This is a genomic window from Streptomyces sp. NPDC005141 (genome assembly GCF_053599975.1).
The window spans coordinates 68,110-88,763 of sequence record NZ_JBSFYW010000029.1 but is presented as its reverse complement, the minus strand read 5'-3'; the positions used below and the strand labels follow the sequence as shown (position 1 = coordinate 88,763).

Here is a 20,654-nt window from a genome sequence, read left to right as displayed (position 1 = left end):
CGTCGTGCGACGGAGATCCGCCGGCTCCGCCCGGGCCGTAGCATGACCGAACGTACGACAGAGGGGACCGCGCGCATGTCCGACGACGCCCAGAGGCCGAATGCGCCACGCGACGCGGGCGCGTGGGCACCGCCGGGCGGGGGAGACGCGTCGACCGCGCCGCGCGACGGGAACCCGACGTCCGCACGGGAGGAGTCCCCCGTGGTGGACGCCGCGCCGGGTGCCGAGCCCCAGGACGCGATACCCGGGCCCACGGACGCGATACCCGGAGCGGACAGCGCACCCGCCGACGCCCCGGACCCCGCGGCGCCTCCGGCGGACAGCGGTCCGGATGCCGCGCAGGGGGAGAGCGCGCGATGGGTGGGCGGCGCGCTCGGTGACGGGCCGAAGGGTTCCGTGCCCGGGCAGGGCACCCCGCCTTCTGCCGTCCCTGCCACCGCCCCCGATGCCCGGTTCTCGCTCGGGAAGCGCGCCGTCGGCCGGGACTCCGAGCCCAATCCCTGGGCGCCGCCCGAGGAGGAGCCCAACCCCTGGGCGCCGCCCGAGATGATCGCTTCGTCCACGGGGAGTGCGCTGGGGAATGCCACGCCTCCTCCGGTGTACGGCCTGCCGACGATCACCTCGTTCCCCGGTGCACCGGTGCCGCCCGGCCCCGGAGGCCTCGGCGGCCCCTCGATGGACAACCCCTTCGCACCGCCGGGGGCCCACACCCCGTACCCGCAGCCCGCTCCCGGCGAGCCCGTCCCCCCGCCGCCGATCGCGCCCGACGGCCCGGGGCGGCTCCCGTACGGCTACGGCCACCCGCAGTACGGCGGCAGTCGTCCGGGTTTCGCGTACCCGGGCGCACCGGGCTACGGCTGGCCCATGATGCGGCCCATGCCGAGCAACGGCATGGGGACGGCCGGTCTGGTGCTGGGCATCATCGGGGCGGTGCTGTTCTGCGTGTGGCCTTTGGCGATCGTGCTGGGCGTCCTCGCCGTGATCTTCGGTCTGATCGGCCGGGGGAAGGCCCGCCGGGGTGAGGCGACGAATCCCGGGCAGGCGCTGGCCGGGGTCATCTGCGGAGCCGTCGGCGTCGCCCTCGCCGTCGCCCTGCTCGTCCTCATCATCGTCGCGCCGGACGACGGCGGCGAAGACCCGGGCGGCGACTACGGCTTCTCCACTTCTCTGGTGACGCACCGCCGTTAGCCCGTGGCGGCTGTGCCGGACGGCTGGGTCAGGCGGCTGTCGGCGGTTCGTCGCCCGCGGACGCCTGTCCTCGGTCTCCGGGGTGGCGCAGGGCGCACAGGAACCCGACGGCGAGCGCGACGGCCATGGCGTAGAAGACCCATTGGTTGGCCTCGGCGAAGTCCATCCGCACGCTCGGCATCGCGTCGCGCATGACCTCGGCGGTTCGGCCGCCGCCGGTCGGCTGCCGCGCGTCGGCGTTGCCGGTGATCGCCTCGGCGATGTCCTTGGCGACATCGTGGGCCTCGGCCGACGTCAGGCCCCGGGACCGGAGCGTCGACACGACGTTGTCCGTCATGTTGTGGGTGAGGATGGTTCCGAAGACGGCCAGGCCCACACTCGCCGCGTAGTTGCGCACGGTCTGCGTGATCCCGGTGACCTCGCCGTACGAGGCTCCGATGGACCGGTTGACGGCGTCCGTGGAAGCGGGCGCCAGGATGAAACCGATGCCCGCGCCCGCGAGGGCCACGTACGGCCACTGGTCGTGCAGGGACAGGTCGGTCAGCTTGCCGGCCCAGAGGGCGAATCCGACGGCGCCCAGGGCGGTGCCGATCTTCATGGGCCGTCGCGCGCCCTGCTTGTCCAGCATCCGGCCGCCCCACTGGGAGGCGATCGCGAAGCCCGCGAAGAAGTACAGCAGGTAGAGCGCCGCCTGGTTGGGCGAGGCGCTGAGGGAGACCTGTGCGTACACCGAGGCGAAGAAGAAGACCGGTACGAAGGCGAGCATGGCGAAGAAGAGCACCAGGGAGTCCACGGTGAACGCCTTGTCCCGGAAGACCGCCAGGTTGACCAGCGGGTGGCGCCTGCCTCCCTCGCAGCGCCAGAAGAGGACCAGCACCGCCAGGCCGCCCGCGATGCAGCCCCAGGTCGCCGCGCTGTCCCAGCCCCAGGCCGCGGCCTGCTGGAAACCGAGCACGCTCAGGCCCATGCCCACCGCGATCAGCAGAGCCCCGACGCGGTCCAGCGACTCGTCGCGCCGCCGGTCGGGAATGCGCGCCATGACGGTCAGGACGAGGGCCACGACGGCGACGGGCACGTTGACCCAGAAGATCGCTCTCCAGGTCCACGCCGTGAGCCAGCCGCCCAGCAGCGGGCCGATGGCCGTCAGCGCCCCGGACAGCCCGAAGAACAACGCCAGGGCCCGGCCACGCCGGTCCACCGGGAACACGGCCACGACCACGGCGAGTGCCGCGGGAAAGAGGAGAGCGGCCCCCAGGCCCTGTGTCGCCCGGAAGATGATCAGCCAGGTCTGTGCGAAGTCCCCCTCGGGGACGCATCCGCAGAGCACCGACGAGATGACGAACACCAGGGTCCCGGCCACGACGACACGGCGTGGTCCCAGCAGGTCCGCCAGACGCCCGCCGAGGGCGAAGAACGCGGCCAGCGACAGCAGGTAGGCGTTCACCACCCATTGCATTCCGGAGGCCGACAGCCCCAGCTCGCGGACGATGTCCGGCGCCGCGATGGAGACGATCGTCTGGTCGATGAACGTCATCGCGACCGCGAAGAGCATGGCCGCGAGTGCCAGCGACTGGTGCGGGGCGCGGGGAGTTGTCGGGGCGGCCTCGTCCCGCGCCGCGTATCTGCCACTCACTCGGACAGTTTCAGCCGGTTCGGCCGGGGTCGCATCCGCAGCACCCCGCCCACCGGCCCGCGGTCCAGGGCACTCACCCACCGCCCCGCAGCCCCAGCAAGGCCCCGGCCCCGGGCGCCACCGCGGCTACCGCAGCCGGTCCCGGGCCTCCATCAGGGCGAAGCCCAGGAGATTCGGTCCCTGCCAGCGGCGGGGATCCGACGCCCCCTCGTCGGTCGCGGCGAGGCCGATGCCCCAGATCCGGTCCATTGGGCTCGCCTCGACCAGTACGCGCCCGCCCGTGCCCAGCAGGAACGCCCGGAGGCCGGGGTGGGCGCCGAACTTGTGGACGCTGCCCTCGACCACGATCTCGAAGCGCTCGCGCTCCCACACGGCGTTGTCGAAGTCGCGCACCAGTCGCCCGGCCTTCTTGGCGAGAGCGGGGTTCGGAGCCTCAATCGCCTGCCGCTCGGCCTCGGCGTCGCCGAAGAGGCGTGCCTTGGACGCCATCATCCAGTGCTCCGCCGTCGCGTAGGTGACGCCTTCGACCACGAAGGGTGACGGCCACCACTGGCTGAGACAGCTCTGTCCGATCCGGCCGTCCGGTCGCGGGCGGTGCCCCCAGAAGTGCAGGTACTTCACCGGCGTCCCCGCCTGAATCGCACCGACCAGTGCTTCCCGCGTATCGATCTTCCCCATGCACGCCACTGTGGCACGCACCACTGACATTCCGTCCCGCCTTTTCCAGAACGACTCGACACCTGGTCGAAGGATTCCGTCGCGTAACCAAAAGGCAACAACGGAATCACTTGTTGGAGTCCCTTTGCTCTGTCAGGATCGGCACTCAAATCGAGCTGGAGCTACGCCGACCCCCGTCCCGACGGGGAGGACGGCGGAGGAGAGCGACATGCACAATCCGGGCCATCGCTTCCAGGCGCAGGACCGCCTCGCGGACGGCGCGCAGTACATCGGAGGCCGCCTGACCAAGGGCACCTCCGGCCGCACGCACGCGGTCGTGAACCCCGCCACCGGCGAAGACGTGTACACGTACGAACTCGCGAGCACCGCCGACGTGGACGCGGCCGTCGCGGCCGCCCGCGCGGCGTTCCCCGGCTGGGCGGGCGCCACCCCCGGCGAGCGCTCCGACGCCCTGCACCGCTTCGCCGCCGTGCTCGCCGAACGTGCCGAGGAGTTCGCCCAGGCCGAGTCGCTGCAGTGCGGAAAGCCGCTCAAGCTGACCCGCGAGTTCGACGTGCCTGGGACCATCGACAACACCGCCTTCTTCGCGGGGGCCGCCCGGCATCTGCAGGGCCAGTCGGCCGGTGAGTACTCCGGCGACCACACCTCGTACGTACGCCGGGAACCGATCGGTGTCGTCGGGTCCATCGCGCCCTGGAACTACCCGCTCCAGATGGCCGCCTGGAAGATCCTCCCGGCGATCGCGGCCGGCAACACGATCGTGCTGAAGCCCGCCGAGCTGACCCCGCTCACCTCCCTGCTGTTCGCCGAGGCGGCCACGCACGCGGGCATCCCGGACGGGGTCATCAACATCGTCACGGGTCTGGGCAAGGAGGCCGGTGAGCATCTCGTCGGGCACCCCGACGTCGCCATGACCTCCTTCACCGGGTCGACCGCCGTCGGCAAGCGCGTCGCGGAGATCGCCACCTCGACCGTCAAGCGCCTCCACCTGGAGCTCGGCGGCAAGGCCCCCTTCCTCGTCTTCGACGACGCGGATCTGGAGGCCGCCGTCCACGGCGCGGTCGCCGGTTCGCTCATCAACACGGGCCAGGACTGCACGGCCGCCACGCGCGCGTACGTGCAACGGCCGCTCTACGAAGCGTTCGTGGAGCGCACGGGTGCCCTGATGGCGAGCGTCCGCGTGGGCGACCCCTTCGCGCCCGGCACCGACCTCGGCCCGCTGATCTCGCACGCCCAGCGCGACCGCGTCGCCGGATTCGTCGACCGGGCCCGTGCCTACGCGCGCGTGGTCACCGGCGGAGAGGCCCCACAGGGGGAACTCAAGAGCGGCGCGTACTATGCGCCCACGCTCGTCGCCGACGCCGGGCAGGACAGCGAGATCGTGCAGGCCGAGATCTTCGGCCCGGTGCTCGTCGTGCTCCCCTTCGACACCGACGACGAGGGCATCGCGCTGGCCAACGACACCCCGTACGGACTCGCCGCCTCCGCCTGGAGCCGCGACGTCTACCGCGCCAACCGCGCGACCCGCGAGATCAAGGCGGGCTGCGTCTGGGTCAACGACCACATTCCGATCATCAGCGAGATGCCGCACGGCGGCTACAAGGCGTCCGGTTTCGGCAAGGACATGTCCGCCTACTCCTTCGAGGAGTACACCCAGATCAAGCACGTCATGTTCGACAACACCGCGGTCGCCAGGAAGGACTGGCACCGCACGGTCTTCGGGGACCGGCCGTAGCCGATCGACCGGCTACGGCCCTGTGGCAGACCAGGCCGCGACCACAGCCGCGACCCTTCCGAAAGGGCACCAGAGCATGGAGCAGTACGAGCCCGAACGCCTGTCCCCGGTTCAACTGGCCGCCTTGCGGCGCAGCTTCCGGAACGGCAGGGCCTCCCTCACCCGTCGTTCACTGCTGCGCGCGTCGGCGGGCGGTGCGCTCGCCGTCGGCGGGCTCGGGGCACTGAGCGCCTGCGGGATCCCCGCGGCCGGCAAGCCCCAGGGCAGCGTCTCGTCCGAGGACCACTCGGCCAAGGAGAAGACGATCAGCTTCTCCAACTGGACCGAGTACATGGACGTCGACGACAGCGAGAAGCACCACCCCACGCTGGACGCGTTCACCGAGCGGACCGGTATCAAGGTCAAGTACACCGAGGACATCAACGACAACGTCGAGTTCTTCGGCAAGATCAAGCCGCAGCTCGCGGCGGGCCAGGACACCGGGCGCGACATGATCGTCGTCACCGACTGGCTGGCCGCGCGACTGATCCGCTTCGGCTGGGTGCAGAAGCTCGACCCGGCGAACCTCCCGCACGCGTACACCAACCTGTCCGCCCAGTTCCGCAACCCCGACTGGGACCCGGGCCGTGCCTACTCCTACCCCTGGCAGGGCATCTCGACCGTCATCGCCTACAACAAGAAGGCGCTCGACGGCGTCGAGGTCAGGTCCGTCTCCGACCTGCTCGACAACCCCAAGCTCAAGGGGCGCGTCGGCTTCCTCTCCGAGATGCGCGACAGCATGGGCATGACGCTGCTCGACATGGGCAAGGACCCGGCGAAGTTCACCGACGACGACTTCGACGCGGCGATCGCCCGCCTCCAGAAGGCCGTCGACAAGGGCCAGATCCGCCGCTTCACCGGCAACGACTACACGTCCGACCTCACCAAGGGCGACCTCGCGGCCTGTCTCGCCTGGGCCGGCGACGTCGTCCAGCTCAAGGCGGACAGCCCGGACGTCGACTTCCTCATCCCGGACAGCGGCTATCTGACGTCCACCGACAACATGCTGGTCCCCAACAAGGCGCGTCACAAGACGAACGCCGAGCGGCTCATGGACTACTACTACGAGCCCGAGCCCGCCGCGGAGCTCGCCGCCTACATCAACTACGTCTGCCCGGTCGACGGGGTGAAGCCCTACCTCGCGAAGATCGACGGGGACGCGGCGAGCAACCCGCTGATCATTCCTGACAAGGCCATGGCCGCGAAGTCCCACGCCTTCCGCTCGTTGAGCCAGAAGGAAGAGACGGCCTACGAAGAGAAGTTCGCGAAGCTCACAGGGGCGTGACCACCATGACGAACGAAAACAGCGGCGACGTCCGCCTCTCCGGGATCAGCAAGACGTACGGCGCCTTCACGGCCGTGCACCCCCTCGACCTGACCGTGCCGCAGGGCTCGTTCTTCGCCCTTCTCGGGGCGTCGGGCTGCGGCAAGACCACCACCCTGCGGATGATCGCCGGCCTGGAGGAGCCCACCTCGGGCACCGTCTCGCTCGGCGAGCAGGACGTGACGAACCTGCCGCCCTACAAGCGCCCGGTGAACACGGTCTTCCAGTCGTACGCCCTCTTCCCGCACCTCGACATCTTCGAGAACGTCGCCTTCGGCCTGCGCCGGCGCGGCATCAAGTCGGTGAAGAAGCAGGTCGGGGACATGCTCGACCTCGTGCAGCTCGGCGAGCAGGCGCGCAAGAAGCCGCACCAGCTCTCCGGCGGCCAGCAGCAGCGTGTCGCCGTGGCCCGCGCGCTGATCAACCACCCCAAGGTGCTGCTCCTCGACGAGCCGCTCGGCGCCCTCGACCTCAAGCTGCGCCGCCAGATGCAGCTGGAGCTCAAGCGCATCCAGACCGAGGTCGGCATCACCTTCGTCCATGTCACGCACGACCAGGAGGAGGCCATGACCATGGCCGACACGGTCGCCGTGATGAACGCGGGCCGCGTCGAGCAACTGGGCGCGCCCGCCGACCTCTACGAGAACCCGAACACCACCTTCGTCGCCAACTTCCTCGGCACCTCCAACCTCATCGAGGCCGAGGTCGACTCCAGGAGCGGCGACGAGATCGTGCTCAAGGCGGGCGGCGGCAAGCTGGTGCTCCCCGGGGCGCGCTGCTCCGCGCCCGCGACGACCGGCGGCAAGGTCCTGGTCGGTGTCCGCCCGGAGAAGATCTCCCTCACGCACGCCGACGACGCGGGCGAGATACGCGCCGGCCGCAACCGGATCACCGGCAAGATCGCCGACTCCAGCTTCATCGGCGTCTCCACGCAGTACGTCATCGACAGCGCCGTCTGTCCCGAGTTCGAGGTCTACGCCCAGAACATCGACCGGGACTCCCGGCTCGTCCCCGGTGCGGACGTCGTCCTGCACTGGAGCCCGGAGCACACCTTCGGCCTCGACGCCGCCCAGGACATCGACGCGGGTGTCGAAACGGCCGAGGAGGAGGCCGCCTGATGGCCACCGTCACCGAGGCGCAGGCGCCGCCGATCGCGCCGCGGCCCGCCGAGAAGCCGCCCAGGAAGCGTGGCCGCCTCGTCCCGTACTGGCTGCTGCTGCCCGGCCTCCTGTGGCTGGTCGTCTTCTTCGCGCTGCCGATGGTCTACCAGGCCTCCACGTCCGTGCAGACGGGATCGCTCGAAGAGGGCTTCAAGGTCACCTGGCACTTCCAGACGTACTGGGACGCGCTCACCGACTACTGGCCGCAGTTCCTGCGCTCCGTGCTCTACGCCGGCGCCGCGACGATCCTGTGTCTGGTGCTCGGGTATCCGCTCGCGTATCTGATCGCGTTCCGCGCGGGCCGCTGGCGCAACCTGATCATGATCCTGGTGATCGCGCCGTTCTTCACCAGCTTCCTGATCCGCACGCTCGCCTGGAAGACGATCCTCGCGGACGGCGGCCCGGTCGTCGGCGCCCTGAACTCGCTGCACGTCCTGGACGTCACCAGCTGGCTCGGTTTCACCTCCGGGGACCGCGTCCTCGCCACACCGCTCGCGGTGGTCTGCGGACTCACGTACAACTTCCTGCCGTTCATGGTCCTGCCGCTCTACACCTCGCTGGAGCGGATCGACGGACGGCTGCACGAGGCGGCGGGAGACCTGTACGCGAGGCCGATCACCACCTTCCGCAAGGTGACGTTCCCGCTGTCGATGCCCGGTGTGGTCTCGGGAACGCTGCTGACCTTCATCCCCGCCAGCGGCGACTACGTGAACGCCGACCTGCTCGGCTCAACCGACACCCGCATGGTCGGCAACGTCATCCAGACCCAGTTCCTGCGGATTCTCGACTATCCGACGGCCGCGGCGCTCTCGTTCATCCTCATGGCCGCGATCCTCATCATGGTCACGCTCTACATCCGCAAGTCCGGGACGGAGGATCTGGTTTAAATGGCCTTCGTGAACTGGCTCAAGCGCCATTTCGTCGTCATCGCCGGCCTGGTGACGCTCGGATATCTGCTGCTGCCCAACATCGTCGTCACGGTGTTCTCCTTCAACAAACCGAAGGGGCGATTCAATTACGAGTGGCAGCAGTTCTCGACGGACGCCTGGCGCGATCCGTGCGGGGTCGCCGACATGTGCGGCTCGCTCTCGCTCAGCCTCCAGATCGCCTTCTGGGCGACGGTCGGAGCCACCGTCCTCGGCACGATGATCGCCTTCGCGCTGGTCCGCTACCGCTTCCGCGCGCGCGGCGCCGTGAACTCGCTGATCTTCCTGCCGATGGCGATGCCCGAGGTCGTCATGGCCGCCTCGCTGCTCACCCTGTTCCTCAACATGGGTGCTCAGCTCGGCTTCTGGACGATCCTGATCGCCCACATCATGTTCTGCCTCAGTTTCGTGGTGACGGCCGTCAAGGCGCGTGTCATGTCGATGGACCCGCGACTGGAGCAGGCGGCCCAGGACCTGTACGCCGGTCCCGCGCAGACCTTCCTGCGCGTCACCCTGCCCATCGCGGCCCCCGGAATCGCCGCGGGCGCGCTGCTCGCCTTCGCGCTCTCCTTCGACGATTTCATCATCACCAATTTCAACGCGGGTTCGACCGTCACGTTCCCCATGTTCGTCTGGGGTTCGGCACAGCGCGGAACACCCGTTCAGATCAACGTCATCGGTACGGCCATGTTCCTCGTCGCCGTACTGTTCGTCCTGGCCGGAATGGTCGTCGGCAATCGCCGTAACAGGCAAAAGGCATAACGCTCGAAACGCTCGTAGGGAGTTGGAAATCATGGCCCCAAGCGCCATGACCCGTGGTAATCATTGGACGAAGTCTCTTTCGGACGCCCAGCCGGTCCCGTACTGGCTGGACGACCCCGGCAAACCCCGCCCCGAGCCCGCGCTCACCGGCGCCGAGACCTGCGACCTGCTCGTCGTCGGCGGCGGCTACAGCGGACTGTGGACCGCGCTGATCGCCAAGGAGCGCGATCCCGGGCGGGATGTCGTCCTGGTGGAGGGCCGTGAGGTGGGCTGGGCCGCCTCCGGCCGCAACGGCGGCTTCTGCGCCGCCTCCCTCACCCACGGTCTGTCCAACGGGCTCACCCGCTGGCCGGACGAGATCAGGAAGCTGGAGGAGCTGGGCGCCCGCAACCTCGACGAGATCGAGGCGGCCGTCGCCCGCTACTCCCTCGACTGCGACTTCGAGCGCAGCGGCGAGATCGACGTCGCCACCGAGCCGCACCAGGCGGCCGAACTGCGTGACTGGCACCAGGAGCTGGAGCGCGAGGGCCTCGCCGACGGCATCGAGTTCCTCGACGCCGAGGCCGTACGGGAACAGGTCGACTCGCCCACCTTCCTGGCCGGGCTGCACGACCGCCGCGGTGTCGCCATGCTCCATCCGGCCAAGCTGGCCTGGGGCCTGAAGCGGGCGTGCGTGGAGCTCGGAGTACGGGTGTACGAGCACACGCCCGCCCTCGCCCTGAAGCCGTCCGGCGCCGGCATGGCCGTCCGCACGCCGTACGGATCGGTCCGCGCCCGCCGGGTGGCCCTCGGCACCAACATCTTCCCGAACCTGGTCAGGCGTGTCCGTCCGTACACCGTCCCGGTCTACGACTACGCGCTGATGACCGAGCCGCTCACCGCCGACCAGCTGGCGTCCGTCGGCTGGAAGAACCGGCAGGGTCTCGGTGACTCGGCCAACCAGTTCCACTACTTCCGGCTGTCGGCCGACAACCGGATCCTGTGGGGCGGTTACGACGCGATCTACCCCTACGGCGGCCGGCTGAGCGCCGAGTACGACGACCGCCCCGAGACCTACGCCAAGCTCGCCGGGCACTTCTTCACCTGCTTCCCGCAACTGGAGGGCGTCCGTTTCTCCCACGCCTGGGGCGGCGCGATCGACACCTGCTCGCGGTTCTCGGCGTTCTTCGGCAGCGCCCACGGGGGCAAGGTCGCCTACGCGGCCGGCTATACGGGCCTCGGTGTCGGCGCCACCCGGTTCGGCGCCGACGTGATGCTGGACCTGCTGGCGGGCGAGCGCACCGAGCGCACCGAGCTGGAGATGGTCCGCAGGAAGCCGCTGCCGTTCCCGCCCGAGCCCTTCGCCTGGACCGGTATCGCGCTCACCAAGTGGTCGCTGGCACGAGCGGACTCGCACGGTGGCCGGCGCAATCTGTGGCTGAAGGCGATGGACCGGCTGGGCCTCGGCTTCGACAGCTGAGGGCGCGCGATCCCGGACGTGATCCACGGGCGTACGCCCACCTCCGCCGGTGTGACCCGGTTCGCTGCGAACTGGTGGCCCGAACCCGCGTAATGCCCGGCCCGAACCTCCCTCTCCTCTGTGACGCGACCAGCGTCGACACGAGAGGGAGGTTCCGTCATGACAGGGCCCAAGGCGGCGGTCGAGTGGCTGACATCCGTGGCTCCGGATCCCGAGGCCTGCCGCTGGGAGTGGGAGCGCAATCCCCTCGGGATCGCGCTGCTGCCGGCGGGAAGGGCCTGGGACGTACTCATCCTGCCGGGCGAGCTCGGATATCCGACGCTCGACGTCCTGACCCGGGTGATCGACCAGCCCGGGCCGGTGCTCGTCGACTTCGGTGACGCCCGGATGGGCTTCTTCGTGCCCGCGGGCACCGCGGCCCGGTGGCTCGGGACGGGGGTGCGCACGGCGGGCCACGGCACCTGGATCGTGGTGCCGTACCCGGGACGGTCGACCCGCGGGGTCCGGTGGCTGGTCCCGCCGGACGGCTCGGGCACTCTCACGGACCCAGCCCTGCTCGAACTGGCCATGCACGAGGCCGCGGCGGGCCTGGCCGGCAACGAGGACCGGCAGCGGTGAGGGGGCCGGGCCCGGCGGCCGTCCGGAGCCGGTTGCCTGTCAGAGGTCTTGACAAGCGAATTGGTCTGGACCAAGTTGGGCGCGCTCCACCCTCCAATTCCCCCATGCCCGGAGGCAGTCGTGGACCGGACCAGACACAACAGACCGTTCGCCCGTCGTCATCGAAGGCTTCTCGCCCTGTGTACGGCCACCGCCCTGGCCCTGCCCGGCCTCGTCACGCTCTCGTCGGCCGCCCGCGCGGCCGACGCGGACCTCGCCAGGAACGGCGGATTCGAGTCGGGCCTGGACAGCTGGACCTGCACGGCGGGCAACACCGTCAGCTCCCCCGTGCGAAGCGGTGGTTCGGCGCTGAAGGCGACCCCGGCCGGCAACGACTTCGCGCAGTGCTCCCAGACCGTGACCGTGAAACCCGACGCGCAGTACACCCTCTCCGGTCACGTCCGCGGCAGCTACGTCTACCTCGGCGCGACCGGCACCGGTACGACCGACGTCAGCACCTGGACCCCGTCCGCGCCCGACTGGCAGCAGCTGAGCACCACCTTCCGCACCGGCGCCGCCACCACCAAGGTCACGATCTACACGCACGGCTGGTACGGCACCGGCACCTACTACGCCGACGACGTCTCGCTGACCGGCCCCGGCGTCGACGCGGGGCAGCCGCCGGCCGCGCCCACCGGCCTGAAGACCGGCACGGTCACCTCCTCGGCCGTCGGCCTGTCCTGGACGGCGGTGTCCGGCGCGACCGGCTACGCCGTCTACCGCGACGGAACGAAGGTCCAGACGGCCACCGGCACCTCGACGACCGTGAGCGGTCTGTCGGCCTCCACGGCGTACTCCTTCCAGGTCGCGGCGACGAACGACGCCGGCGAGTCGGCCAAGTCGGCGACGGTGACCGCGACGACGTCGGCGGGTTCGGGCGGCGGCGGTTCCCCGGACCTGCCCACCCACGCCCTCGTCGGCTACCTGCACGCGAGCTTCGCGAACGGCGCGGGCTACACGCGCATGGCCGACGTGCCCGACAGCTGGGACGTCATCGACCTGGCCTTCGGCGAACCGACCTCCACCACCTCGGGCGACATCCGCTTCACCCGCTGCCCGGTCACCGAGTGCCCCACGGTGGAGAGCGACGCCGACTTCAAGGCCGCCATCAAGGCCAAGCAGGCGGCCGGCAAGAAGGTGCTGATCTCGATCGGCGGCCAGAACGGCCAGGTCCAGCTGACGACCGCGGCCGCCCGCGACACCTTCGTCTCCTCGGTCTCGAAGATCATCGACACCTACGGCCTGGACGGCCTGGACATCGACTTCGAGGGCCACTCGCTCTCCCTGGACGCGAGCGACACCAACTTCAAGAGCCCGACCACCCCGGTGGTCGTCAACCTCATCTCGGCGCTGAAGACCCTGAAGGCCAAGTACGGCTCGAAGTTCGTCCTGAGCATGGCCCCGGAGACCTTCTTCGTCCAGCTCGGCTACCAGTACTACGGCACCGGGAAGTGGGGCGGCCAGGACCCGCGCGCGGGCGCCTACCTCCCCGTGATCCACGCCCTGCGCGACGACCTGACCCTGCTGCACGTCCAGGACTACAACTCCGGCTCGATCATGGGCCTCGACAACCAGTACCACTCCATGGGCGGCGCCGACTTCCACATCGCGATGACCGACATGCTCCTGACGGGCTTCCCGGTCGCGGGCGACGCCAGCAACGTCTTCCCGCCCCTGCGCCCCGACCAGATAGCCATCGGCATGCCGGCCACCACCAACGCGGGCAACGGCTACGTGTCCCCGGCCGAGGTCACCAGGACGCTCGACTGCCTCACTAAGAAGACCAACTGCGGCTCGTACACCACCCACGGCACCTGGCCGGGCCTGCGCGGCCTCATGACCTGGTCGGTGAACTGGGACCGGTTCGGCGGCTGGGAGTTCTCGCGGAACTTCGACGGGTACTTCGGCTGAGGAAGAGCCACAGGGAGTACAGCAGCACCGAGCACAGGCACCAACTGGCCACCACGTCCAGCGGCCAGTGGTAGCCGCGCCGGACCAGGCCGAACGGCACGCACGCGTTCAGGGTCACACAGACGGTCAGCACCGCGCGGCGGGCGCCCGCGGTGTCGAGCCGGGGAAGGAGGAGCAACGCCGCGGCGCCGTACGCGATGGCGGCGGTGGCGGTGTGCCCCGAGGGATAGAAGCCGGTGCCGGGCCCCATGACCGGGGGGCCCGGCCGGGCGACGAGTTCCTTCATCGGCACGATCAGCGCGGGGAGGACGGCCATCAGGACCGCGGCGGCGGCCGGCGGCAGCCACCACCGGTCCAGACCGGCGGCGCGCCTCCGCCAGGCGACGTAACCCAGTGTCACGGCGAGGAGCGGAACCGCCACCTGGACGTTGCCCAGGTCGGCGAGCAACTCGGAGAACCGGTCCGGGTGGACGAGGGCGCCGCTCAGCCGCTCGTCCAGGACCAGGAGCGGGCCGTCCGCCACGACCTGCCAGGTGATGATCACGAAGCCGAGGGCGAGCAGGCAGAAGAGGAGGGGCACGGGTGGCATGGGGGACAGCCTGTCAGAACAGGTCCGGCCGCCGGATACGTGCTGCGCCGGCGCTGAGCGGCGGCGGGTCCGCGAAGCGGAAAGAAGAAGGAGGGTCGGCCGCCCCGGAACAGGGGGGGTGGTTCCGAGGCGGCCGTCCGGACCGGAATGCCGCGCGCCCCGGGGGGTTTGGGGCGGGCGACTGTCCGATCGGTGAGGAGAACCGAAGCCGGAAGCTCCGGGTGTGTGCGCGAGGGCACGACCAGGGCGAAGCCGGGGAGGCCTCGACCCGGTGCCACCCACAGTCCCCTGTGGGCGAGGTGTATCTCTGATCTGGTTAGAACCTACGGCAGGGGGTGCGGCTCCGACAGGCGGAATCGCGTCCCGTCATGCACCTCGCACACCTTCTTCACACGCTCCGACCCCGAATGCCGCAGCACCGGAACCAAGCGGAATCCGCCCTGGGCGGTGTCCCGGGTTCCGGTGCTGCGGCGACGCGTATGTCAGATGCGGGAGAAGGCCTGCTCAATGATGTCGAGGCCCTCGTTGAGGAGGTCCTCGCCGATGACCAGCGGCGGCAGGAAGCGGAGGACGTTGCCGTAGGTGCCACAGGTCAGGACCAGCAGGCCCTCCTGGTGGCAGGCCTTGGCGAGCGCGCCGGCCGCCTCCGGGTTCGGCTCCTTGGTGGCGGCGTCCTTGACCAGCTCGATCGCGATCATGGCGCCGCGCCCGCGGATCTCGCCGATGATGTCGAACTTCTCGGCCATGGCACCGAGGCGGGTCTTCATGACCGACTCGATGTGCTTCGCCTTGGCGTTGAGGTCGAGCTCCTTCATCGTCTCGATCGCGCCGAGCGCACCGGCGCAGGCCACCGGGTTGCCGCCGTAGGTGCCGCCCAGGCCGCCCGCGTGCGCGGCGTCCATGATCTCGGCGCGGCCCGTCACGGCGGCGAGCGGCAGACCGCCCGCGATGCCCTTGGCGGTGGTGATCAGGTCCGGGACGATGCCCTCGTCCTCGCAGGCGAACCACTGGCCGGTGCGGCAGAAGCCGGACTGGATCTCGTCCGCGACGAAGACGATGCCGTTGTCCTTGGCGAACTGGCTGATGGCCGGCAGGAAGCCCTTCGCGGGCTCGATGAAGCCGCCCTCGCCGAGCAGCGGCTCGATGATGATCGCGGCGACGTTGTCGGCGCCGATCTGCTTGTTGATCATGTCGATGGCCTGGGCGGACGCCTCGGCACCGGCGTTCTCCGGGCCGGTCGGCCAGCGGTAGCCGTAGGCGACCGGGACGCGGTAGACCTCGGGCGCGAACGGGCCGAAGCCGTTCTTGTACGGCATGTTCTTGGAGGTCAGCGCCATCGTGAGGTTCGTCCGGCCGTGGTAGCCGTGGTCGAAGACGACGACGGCCTGGCGCTTGGTGTACGCGCGGGCGATCTTGACGGCGTTCTCGACGGCCTCGGCGCCCGAGTTGAACAGCGCGGACTTCTTGGCGTGGTCGCCCGGGGTCAGCTCCGCGAGCGCCTCGGCGACGGCGACGTAACCCTCGTACGGCGTGACCATGAAACAGGTGTGGGTGAAGTCCTGGAGCTGCGCGGAAGCGCGGCGCACGACGGCCTCGGCGCTCGCGCCGACCGACGTCACGGCGATGCCGGAGCCGAAGTCGATGAGCCGGTTGCCGTCGACGTCCTCGATGATCCCGCCGCCGGCGCGCGTGGTGAAGACAGGGAGCACCGACCCCACACCGGCCGCGACCGCGGCGAGGCGTCGGGCCTGCAGCTCCTGCGACTTCGGGCCGGGGATGGCGGTGACGACGCGGCGCTCCTGCGGAAGTGCGGTCATGAGGGGCTCCCTGATGATCTTGCGAACCGGACGGTCCCCGGCGAACGCGGGGTGGTCCGGGCGGGGGTGTTTTCGGACGCTTGCCTTCTTTCTTCGCAGGCTAGAGCCGGGGGCGGGGGGTCGGCATGCTCCATGTGGGCGTTGTCGGAGGAATCGGTTGTCCGCGGTGGACATAGAGGGGTGGACGTCCGGTGCTCCGGTCCCGGAGCGGGCCCGGCCCTGTAAACGGTGAACTCGCCCCGCAGGGGCACTAGATTGACTCGCGGACGACGCACGGATCGGCTGGTCAGGGGGCAAGGGCGATGGACAGCGACGGGACCCAGGACGCGCGGGGCACACATGCCAATCCTGTGCCGCGTCCGGCAGGGCCGCCGGACGGGGCGGCGGCGCCGGACCTGCCGTCCGCTCCGCCCCGGCCCGCACGGGCGCCCGGGGTGCCTCCGCTGCCCGACGGGTCGGCCTTCGTGGCCTGGGCACGCACGCCCAGGCCGGACGCGGCACCCGGGGTGTGGCGGTTCGGGCACCGGCCGCGGCCGGAGGAGGAGCCGGAGCGGATTCCGGCCCGGCAGCTGCTGAGCGGTGCGGTGATCGCCTTCCTCGTGGGGTGGCTGATCTGGTCGCTGCTCTGGAACGGCTACCTGGGGGGCTGGTGGGTGGTGCCCCTCGAACTGTTCACCCCGGACTCCTGGCGGCACAGCGACGACCGGGTCGGAAACGCGTTCCTCTGGTACGGGTACTACACGCTGATCGCCCTCATCATCATGATCGTCGTCGGGCGGCTGGGCCGATGGAGTGAGGTCTGGCGTCGCTACGGGCTTCCCGCGTGGCGACGGGCCGCGCCCGTGAGCGAGCGCCCGCCCGCCCCCGAGAACGACCCCGTCCAGTGGGACCAGCTCCGCGCGGCCGGCGCCGCCGACGCCGCGGACCGGCTCGCCGCCGAGGCCCGCTGCGGGCTGATGCGCGACGTCGACCACGCCCGGATCGCGCGGGCCTGGCAGGGCGTGCGCAGCGGGCGGCACAGCCTCGCCACCTTCACCGGGGCGGTACTGAAGGACGGCTCCGCCGCCTGTCTGCACCCTTCCGGGGACCGCGATCTGCCCGGGCGGCTCGCGCGCCACGACCTCGTCACCGGGCAGGTACGGCTCGGCACGACCGCCGACGACGCGCGCAATCCGTACGCCTACCGCGGCACCGGACTCGCCCTCGGACCCGAACTGCTGGGCACCTCGCTGCTCGCCGTCGGGCCCCCCGGATCCGGCAAGACCGGCAGTGTCGTCTGGCCGCTCGCCGAGTCGCTGTGCCTGCACGCCCTCGCCGGGCGGGCCGCGGTGGTCGTGGTCGGCGCGGCGGGCGCCGGGCTCGGGTCCGTCGACGCGTACGACGTCGTCGTACGGATCGGGAATCCCGAGTCCGTGTACGACCTCGACCTGTACGGCGGGACCACCGACCCCGACGAGGCCGCGGCCGTGCTCGCCGAGGCGCTCGTCGGTGATCTCGCCGACCCGCACCCCGGAGGCGACAGCCGGCGGTCCACCACCGTGCTCGCCCAGCTGCTCGGACCCTTCCAGGCCGTCCACGGCAGGTTCCCGTCCGTGCCCGAGCTGCGGCAGCTGCTCGACGGGGCTCCCGGACCCCTCGGCGCGCTCCGCAAGGGCCTCGAGGACACCGGACAGGAGTCGCTGCTGCGGGAACTCGACGCCCGTGAAAGGCAGTTGGGGAATCCGGGGGACGTCGGAGGGGTGCTCGCCGACCGGGTCGCGCTGCTCGACCGGCCCGCGTTCGCCGGCTTCTTCGACACCTCGGGGCAGTCGCGGCCCTTCTCGCTGCGCGCCCTCGACCATCCGGTGCGGGTCCGGATCGATCTGCCGGCCCGCGGCCACGCCGACGCATCCCGGATTCTCGCGCGGCTGGTGCTCGCGCAGTTCACGGCGAGCGTCGCGGTGCGCGAGGACCGGTCGCTGTTCGCATGTCTCGTCCTCGACGACGCGAGCGGCGTCGTCACCCCCGAGGCCGTACGGGGCGTCCAGCGGCTGCGGTCCGGCAACGCGGGAGCCGTCCTGACCCTGCGCACCCTCGACGACGCCCCCCGGCCACTGCGCAGCCCGCTGCTCGGGGCCATCGGATGCCGGATGGCCCTGTCCGGGCTCACCCCCTGGGACGGGCAGGACTTCGCCGAGGTCTGGGGCAAGGAGTGGATCGAGGCACGTGACGTCACCGACCGGCAGATCATCGCCGAGACGCCGGCCGGCAAGGCCGTGCACATGCTGCGCCGGGTGATCACGGGCAACGCCCCGACCGCGCGGGCCGTCACCGTGCGTCAGGTCGAGCGGGAGCGCTGGTCCGCGTCCGAACTGGCCCACGGGGTGCCGCCGGGGCACGCGGTGCTGTCGCTGACCAGCGTGAAGGGCGAGCACGCGCCCCCGCTGCTGGTGGACCTGCGGGGCTGAACGGAGCCGGTGGAGACGCGCCGCCGGGCGGGTGGACCCGGCGTCTCGGGACCTCGCCGGCGGGACGCGTGGGCACCGGACCCGCTGAGCAGGACGTATGGGCATGAAGTCACACGGCGACCGTACGGTGAGGCAGAATCGACACAGGCCGTTCATACGCGGCGGACAAAAGATCACAGAGATCACACAGACCTGAAGGCCTCATGCCCCCCACGCTCGCCTCGCTCGTCCACCACTCCGCGCTCAAGCTCACGGTGCGCGCCGGCGGGGACCGCCTGGACGTGCCCGTGCGCTGGGCACACGTCAGCGAGCTCGCCGACCCCGTGCCGTACATGGAGGGCGGGGAACTGCTGCTGATCACCGCGCTCAAGCTGGACGCGGACGATCCGGACGTCATGCGGCGCTACGTGAAGCGGCTGGCCGGTGCCGGAGTCGTCGGGCTCGGCTTCGCCGTCGGGGTCAACTACGACGAGATCCCGAAGGCGCTCGTCGACGCGGCCGAGGAGGAAGGGCTGCCGCTCCTCGAAGTGCCCCGGCGCACGCCCTTCCTCGCCATCAACAAGGCCGTGTCCGCCGCCATCGCCGCGGATCAGTACCGGGCCGTCACCGCAGGATTCGCGGCTCAGCGCGAACTCACCAAACAGGCACTGAACGACGGGCCGGAGGGACTGCTCACCGCGCTCGCCGGACAGGTCGACGGATGGGCGGCGCTCTACGACGCGTCCGGCGCCGTCGTCGCCACCGCGCCGGACTGGGCGGGCCGTCGCGCCGCGCGCCTCACCCCCGACGTGGAGCGGCTGCGGGAGCGTCCGGCGCCCGCGAGTGCGGTGGTGGGCGGGGAGGACCGCGTCGAACTGCACTCCCTCGGAACGGGACGCAGGCCGCGCGCCGCGCTCGCCGTCGGTACCGCCGGAGCCCTCGGGACCGCCGAGCGCTACGCCGTGCACTCGGCGATCGCCCTGCTGACGCTCACCACCGAGCGGTCGCGATCCCTGCACGCCGCCGAGCAGCGGATCGGCGCGGCCGTGCTCGGGATGCTGCTCGCCGGGGAGTCCGACCACGCCCGGGCCGTCGCCGGGGACCTCTACGGCGAACTGCTCGACGCGCCCTTCCGGCTGATCATCGCCGAGTCGGTGTCCGCCTCGGCCGGGCGGGCGCATGCCGACGGGCACGCGCGCGTGGGCGCCGCCGCGCCCTCGAAGACCGGGGTCGCCGCGCCCGACGTCAACGGCGATCCGATGGGCGGCCTCGCCGAGGTGGTCGAATCCGCCGCCGCGCGCGCCGGGGAGTCCGTGCTCGTCGTGCCCGACGGGGAGCGGCTGGTCGTCCTCGCCGTGGACGGGGGCGCCGCGGTCGCCGCCTGCGGGGACTACGCCGTGGTGCTGGAGGCGGCGCGGACCGCCCCGCGCGAGCCGTCCGGCGGGGCCACCGGGGACGAGAACGAACTCGTCGTCGGGCTCTCGGCGCCCGCCGGCCCGATCGCCGCCCGCGCCGCCTACAAGCAGGCCGAACAGGCCCTGTCCGTCGCCCGGCGGCGGGGCCGGTTTCTCGTCGAGCACGAGGAACTGGCCGCCGGGTCCGTGCTGCCGCTGCTCGCGGACGACGCGGTGCGGGCGTTCGCGGACGGGCTCCTGCGGGCGCTCCACGAACACGACGCCACGGGGCGCGGGGACCTGGTCGCCTCGCTGCGGGCCTGGCTGTCGCGCCACGGCCAGTGGGACGCGGCGGCCGCCGACCTGGGGGTGCACCGGCACACGCTGCGCTACCGGATGCGCAGGGTCGAGGAGATCCTCGGACGCTCACTCGACGACCCGGACGTCCGCATGGAACTCTGGCTGGCCCTGAAGACCACGACCGCACCGGGGGAGTGAGCCCCTTCTCGCCGTCGCCCGCGGCAGGAGCCCCTGCCGGGCGGGCGGGAGGTGCGAACGTCCCCCGCACGGTCCGGGGAGACCCGGGACGCCGGGCCCGCACAGGCCGGCCAACGACTCCACGCCGACGGCGGGGTGACCGCGGCCAGCCGTCTTGAGCGGCTGCCCCGTACGCACCCTGCATGGCGGCGCCCCTGCCTGGCGGTGCCTCCTGTCCGGCGGCGCCCCGTGCCCAGTGGCACCTCCGGTACCGGACGGGCGCCCCGTGCCCGCGGCGCCCGTCCGGTACCCCCGCTCCGTCCAGGGCGCGCCCGCCTCCACCGCGGGCCCGAGGTGGCCCCCACGGCAGTGGCACGCGCCTCCACGACCAGGCCAATCCGGCACACCCCGCCCCCCGACTGCTACGTGCCGGACAAACGACCGGTGGTGGAACCGGCCCTACCGTGGACTGGAAAGCG

Annotated in this window: 15 protein-coding genes; 11 read left to right on the top strand and 4 right to left on the bottom strand. The window is 71.2% G+C overall.

Translation table 11 applies throughout. From position 1 onward, the window contains the following. The first annotated feature begins 75 nt into the window (after positions 1–75). Entirely contained in the window at positions 76–1,188 is a 1,113-nt protein-coding gene (locus tag ACWD68_RS22965) for a DUF4190 domain-containing protein (RefSeq protein WP_451808321.1), read from the top strand. A 28-nt stretch (positions 1,189–1,216) separates the two neighbouring features. On the opposite strand, the gene ACWD68_RS22960 is transcribed toward ACWD68_RS22965, so the two are convergent. After that, positions 1,217–2,740, bottom strand: coding sequence for an MFS transporter (locus ACWD68_RS22960; protein WP_451808320.1), 1,524 nt, complete (start codon positions 2,738–2,740; stop codon positions 1,217–1,219). Positions 2,741–2,947: 207 nt separating this feature from the next. Next, positions 2,948–3,499: an NADAR family protein gene (locus tag ACWD68_RS22955; protein ID WP_451808301.1), complete on the bottom strand. Its 552-nt coding sequence runs from the start codon at positions 3,497–3,499 to the stop codon at positions 2,948–2,950. Positions 3,500–3,707: 208 nt separating this feature from the next. On the opposite strand from ACWD68_RS22955, the gene ACWD68_RS22950 reads away from it, so the two are divergent. The 8 genes from ACWD68_RS22950 to ACWD68_RS22915 all read left to right on the top strand — a co-directional run bounded on the left by ACWD68_RS22950 (position 3,708) and on the right by ACWD68_RS22915 (position 13,472). After that, entirely contained in the window at positions 3,708–5,234 is a 1,527-nt protein-coding gene (locus ACWD68_RS22950) for a gamma-aminobutyraldehyde dehydrogenase (RefSeq protein ID WP_451808300.1), read from the top strand. A 76-nt stretch (positions 5,235–5,310) separates the two neighbouring features. Beyond that, the gene (locus ACWD68_RS22945) at positions 5,311–6,558 is read left to right on the top strand and encodes a polyamine ABC transporter substrate-binding protein (protein ID WP_451808299.1); all 1,248 of its coding nucleotides are present in this window, start codon (positions 5,311–5,313) and stop codon (positions 6,556–6,558) included. 5 nt (positions 6,559–6,563) lie between these two features. Continuing rightward, entirely contained in the window at positions 6,564–7,715 is a 1,152-nt protein-coding gene (locus ACWD68_RS22940) for an ABC transporter ATP-binding protein (RefSeq protein ID WP_451808298.1), read from the top strand. Then, positions 7,715–8,644 (top strand): ABC transporter permease, encoded by a 930-nt coding sequence (locus tag ACWD68_RS22935; RefSeq protein ID WP_451808297.1) that lies wholly within the window; start codon positions 7,715–7,717, stop codon positions 8,642–8,644. The genes ACWD68_RS22940 and ACWD68_RS22935 overlap by 1 nt, the downstream gene beginning before the upstream one ends. Beyond that, positions 8,645–9,445, top strand: coding sequence for an ABC transporter permease (locus tag ACWD68_RS22930; RefSeq protein WP_451808296.1), 801 nt, complete (start codon positions 8,645–8,647; stop codon positions 9,443–9,445). A 31-nt stretch (positions 9,446–9,476) separates the two neighbouring features. Beyond that, the gene (locus tag ACWD68_RS22925; protein ID WP_451808295.1) at positions 9,477–10,904 is read left to right on the top strand and encodes an NAD(P)/FAD-dependent oxidoreductase; all 1,428 of its coding nucleotides are present in this window, start codon (positions 9,477–9,479) and stop codon (positions 10,902–10,904) included. Positions 10,905–11,063: 159 nt separating this feature from the next. Next, on the top strand, positions 11,064–11,522 hold the full coding sequence (locus tag ACWD68_RS22920) for a hypothetical protein (RefSeq protein WP_451808294.1): 459 nt from the start codon (positions 11,064–11,066) through the stop codon (positions 11,520–11,522). Between the two features lie 120 nt (positions 11,523–11,642). Next, a complete protein-coding gene (locus ACWD68_RS22915) occupies positions 11,643–13,472 on the top strand; it encodes a chitinase (RefSeq protein ID WP_451808293.1) in 1,830 nt (609 codons plus the stop codon). Here the strand turns inward: ACWD68_RS22915 and ACWD68_RS22910 are convergent. Together ACWD68_RS22910 and gabT are read right to left on the bottom strand one after the other, a co-directional pair. Then, positions 13,396–14,343, bottom strand: coding sequence for a phosphatase PAP2 family protein (locus ACWD68_RS22910; RefSeq protein ID WP_451808292.1), 948 nt, complete (start codon positions 14,341–14,343; stop codon positions 13,396–13,398). The genes ACWD68_RS22915 and ACWD68_RS22910 overlap by 77 nt on opposite strands. A gap of 200 nt (positions 14,344–14,543) precedes the next feature. Next, a complete protein-coding gene (gabT, locus tag ACWD68_RS22905; RefSeq protein WP_451808291.1) occupies positions 14,544–15,878 on the bottom strand; it encodes a 4-aminobutyrate--2-oxoglutarate transaminase in 1,335 nt (444 codons plus the stop codon). A gap of 302 nt (positions 15,879–16,180) precedes the next feature. On the opposite strand from gabT, the gene ACWD68_RS22900 reads away from it, so the two are divergent. Both ACWD68_RS22900 and ACWD68_RS22895 read left to right on the top strand, forming a co-directional pair. Beyond that, complete coding sequence (locus ACWD68_RS22900) at positions 16,181–18,325, top strand: ATP-binding protein (protein WP_451808290.1); 2,145 nt, start codon at positions 16,181–16,183, stop codon at positions 18,323–18,325. 203 nt (positions 18,326–18,528) lie between these two features. Beyond that, the gene (locus ACWD68_RS22895) at positions 18,529–20,196 is read left to right on the top strand and encodes a PucR family transcriptional regulator (RefSeq protein WP_451808289.1); all 1,668 of its coding nucleotides are present in this window, start codon (positions 18,529–18,531) and stop codon (positions 20,194–20,196) included. The last annotated feature ends 458 nt before the right edge of the window (positions 20,197–20,654 follow it).